Source organism: Clostridium sp. CAG:43, from assembly GCF_000434655.1.
GTDB lineage: Bacteria > Bacillota > Clostridia > Lachnospirales > Lachnospiraceae > Otoolea > Otoolea fessa.
Map to the genome: position 1 here is coordinate 1 of NZ_FR895005.1, position 3746 is coordinate 3746.

Here is a 3746-nt window from a genome sequence, read left to right on the forward strand (position 1 = left end):
GCTAACTTCCAGCTTGGTTATAAGATCGGATTTATCAATGATGCTGAGATATGGTTACTCATGTTAAAATAACGCAATACCTCTGTTATATATATAATGAGGATGAAATAGACGAGTTGATTCTGCTGATACGCGATAGCTTTATGCTGGCTTTTACGGTTCTTAAAGATACACTTGTGAAGAAGCTGGAGGAAGCAGAAAGCGATTGGATGTAAAAAAGCAGTCGATAACCTTGGGAGGAGTCCGCGGTGAAGGATAAAACAGTATATACATGTACATATAAATCAAAGTTAGGCGATATTCTGCTGGCGGCAGACGCGATCGGACTCACGGGTCTGTGGTTTGAGGGGCAGAAGTATTTTGCAAATACACTTCCAGACGGAGCTATTTCACAGGAATCCCTGATTTTAACCGAGGCAAAGAGATGGCTGGATATTTATTTTTCTGGCAAAGAACCGGACTTTATTCCGCCGCTGCATCCGACTGGCTCCGCATTTCGACAGGCGGTGTGGAAGATTTTATTGCAAATTCCGTATGGACAGACGACTACCTATGGGGAGATTGCAAAAAAGCTGGCAAAGATGCAGAATGCGTCCCATATGTCCGCGCAGGCGGTAGGCGGTGCAGTGGGGCATAATGAGGTCTCCATCATCATTCCATGTCACCGCGTAGTAGGAACGAATGGAAGCCTGACCGGGTATGCGGGTGGAATTGATAAGAAAGTGGAACTGCTTACGCTGGAACATACCGATATGAGTCGTTTTTTTGCGCCGAAGAAAGGAAAGGCGCTTTAGTCATTTAGGGTGTAATTTTTAATGTGATATCAATTTTCATTGACGTTACTGTTTCTGTGGAAACAAATTTGATAATAACGATATAGGATATTTTCATCAGAATATTTTTCTTATTTCAAAGATTGCGAAGTTTCACAGGCAGGCGGGGATGTTATTTACAGAAATCCAGATGGAATACAAATGCCAGGACCGCTCCTGGAAGACGATGATTGTGTGTGCCTATTAGTTGAAAAACCATGGAAATCACTATTCGTACATTGTAACATATCGGTTTGATATCGCGGAGCGAGTAAAGATTGACAATTTCAAAATCCTGTCGTATACTCCATTCAGTCCCAAATGGGATTGAATGGGGAAGGTTATGGAATATAAAATACAAAAACTTTACGATCAGGTCAACCAGGCGATCATCCGCTGCCGTGGTGTATACTCGATGTGGGCAAAGAATAACAATGTGAGCTATAACCGGATGCTGGTGCTTTACACCATCCGCGAATTCGGATTCTGTACGCAAAAGCAGATCTGTGATTCGTATCTGCTTCCGCGGCAGACGGTGAACCATGTGATTTCAGAGATGAAAAAGGACGGGATTCTTGTAACGGATCCGGAAAAGAGCACCGGGAAGGAAAAGGCGCTTGTTTTGACACCGGAGGGCGAACGGTATTCGGAAAAATTATTATATTCGTTAAGCCGGATGGAAGAGCGGGCGGCGAAACGTCTGGGAGAGGACAAGATCCGCAGAATGACGGAACTGTTTATGGAGTATGACCAGATTCTGGAAGAGGCACTGGAGGAGACGGACGATGAAGAGTAAGGCGGGAACGGATACAGAATTTTTCCGGACGGAGAAAATTCCGAAGATATTGCTGCAAATCGCACCTCCGGTTATGCTGGCGCAGCTGATTCAGGCGATGTATAACATTGTAGACAGTTTTTTTGTGGGAAAATATTCCGAACCGGCGCTGACGGCGCTTTCGGTCATTTATCCGTTGCAGCTCATCATCATTGCGCTGGCGGTGGGAACCGGTGTGGGCGTGAATACCTACATGGCGCGCCTGTATGCACAGAAAATGCCGGGACAGGCGGAAGAAACAGCGGGAACAGGCACGCTTCTGGCGCTTGGAACCTGGTTTATATTTGCCATTTTCTCGATCTTCTGTATGCGTCCGTATGTTCTGACAAGTGCGAATACCCCGGAAGCGATCGAGAGTGCTGTTATCTACGGACAGATCGTCTGTATCGGCAGCATCGGGGCATTTCTGGAAGGAAACTGGACGAAGGTCCATCAGTCGCGGGGCAATATGCACCGTCCGATGGTCGCCCAGACCGTGGAGGCGCTGACGAATATCATGCTTGACCCGATCCTGATTTTCGGACTCGGTCCGGTGCCGGAGCTGGGAGTCGCGGGTGCTGCCTATGCGACTGTCTGCGGACAGGTGGCAGCTGCGGTCATCACATCGTTTGGCGGGGTTGGCAGATTGCCAGAGCGCACAAAAATGCCGCTCTATATCAAGCAGATCTACTGGTTTGGCTACGCGTCGATTATTATGCAGGCATTATTTACAGTTTATATCGTGATCTTAAATGCGATTCTTGCCGGATTTTCAGATTCGGCAGTGACGGTGCTGGGGCTTTATTATAAAATGCAGACGTTTTTCTTTATCCCGCTGATGGGCTTGCAGACGTGTATCGTTCCGGTGCTCAGCTTTAACTATGCAACCAAGAGCTATGCGAGATGCCGGGAAATTATGCGGGACAGCTATGGATTTTCCTGTGTGTTTATGCTGGTCGGTGTGATCTGCTTCGTTTTCTTTCCAGTGCAGCTGCTCCAGGTTTTTTCAAAGAGCAGCGAGGTCATCGCGATCGGAAAAAATGCATTCCCTATCATCGGGGCAAGTTTTATTCCGGCGGTATTTTCACTGATGACCCCGGTCTTCTTCCAGGCGATCGGAAATGGAAAGATCAGCCTCTTTTTGTCCGTGATGCGCCAGATCTGCTGCCTGATTCCGATTTTCTGGCTGCTGTCGCTGATTGACTTACGCTTTACCTGGTTTGCATTTCCGATCTCGGAAGTGCTGGTCGGTGTCACGGGAATCGTGCTTTATTACAAGGAAATCAAAAGAGACTTTGATAAAGGAGTAGCATGAGAAAGCACGTAAAAACATAGAAAATAGTTTCGCAGAAAATTTTTAAACGCTTTTAATGAATTGAAAAGGAACCGCCTGGGTCAGTCTATCAGCTGGCATCAGGACGGTTCCTTTTTTGAAAGGAGAATGAATGTGACATAAAAAATTGAATGTATGCATTTCGTGTACGTATGAGGCATAATGCCTGTCAGACGAAATGGGTATTTCACCCTTATGCTACAAATGCGTACATCATCACATAATGGCACAGGCTTCCGCCCATGACAAACAGATGGAAAATCTCATGCGAACCGAAATTTTTATGCTTTGCATTGAAAATCGGCAGTTTCAGTGCGTAGATAATGCCGCCCGCCGTGTAGATAAGCCCGCCGGTCAGCAGCCAGAGAAAGGCGCTTTTCGGAAGTGCCAGCACGATCTGCCGGAAGGCCAGCACACAGATCCAGCCCATCGCGATGTAAACCAGCGAAGAAAACCACTTCGGGCAGTTGATCCAGAGCGCGTTGACGAGAATCCCAGCGATCGCGATACCCCAGACGAGCGCCAGAAGCCGGTAACCGGCGTTATTTCCAAGGACGATCAGGCAAACCGGTGTGTAAGTTCCGGCAATCAGGATGAAAATCATCATGTGGTCGATCTTCCGCAGAATTTTATTAACGTGCTCGGAAATATTAAAGGTATGGTAGGTCGTGCTGGCAGCGTAGAGCAGAATCATGCTAATGATAAACACAGCCAGCGCCGCAAGATGGCGCGAATCTGCCTCCTCAGCTGCCTTGTGAAGCAGCGGAACCGCCGCGATCGCCGCGCC

Annotated in this window: 3 protein-coding genes and 1 pseudogene (1 of these 4 running past the window's edge); 3 read left to right on the forward strand and 1 reads right to left on the reverse strand. The window is 47.5% G+C overall.

Annotated elements, in window-relative coordinates; genetic code table 11:
• Positions 1-248 precede the first annotated feature (248 nt).
• From QVO97_RS01010 to QVO97_RS01020, 3 genes are all read left to right on the forward strand, one after another.
• The gene (locus tag QVO97_RS01010; protein WP_022358568.1) at positions 249-794 is read left to right on the forward strand and encodes a methylated-DNA--[protein]-cysteine S-methyltransferase; all 546 of its coding nucleotides are present in this window, start codon (positions 249-251) and stop codon (positions 792-794) included.
• A 361-nt stretch (positions 795-1155) separates the two neighbouring features.
• On the forward strand, positions 1156-1608 hold the full coding sequence (locus QVO97_RS01015; RefSeq protein ID WP_022358569.1) for a MarR family winged helix-turn-helix transcriptional regulator: 453 nt from the start codon (positions 1156-1158) through the stop codon (positions 1606-1608).
• Positions 1598-2941: an MATE family efflux transporter gene (locus QVO97_RS01020; protein WP_022358570.1), complete on the forward strand. Its 1344-nt coding sequence runs from the start codon at positions 1598-1600 to the stop codon at positions 2939-2941. Before QVO97_RS01015 ends, QVO97_RS01020 begins: the two co-directional genes overlap by 11 nt.
• Positions 2942-3152: 211 nt before the next feature.
• On the opposite strand, the pseudogene QVO97_RS01025 reads toward QVO97_RS01020, so the two are convergent.
• Positions 3153-3746, reverse strand: a pseudogene (locus QVO97_RS01025) (hemolysin III family protein); it runs 137 nt beyond the window's last position.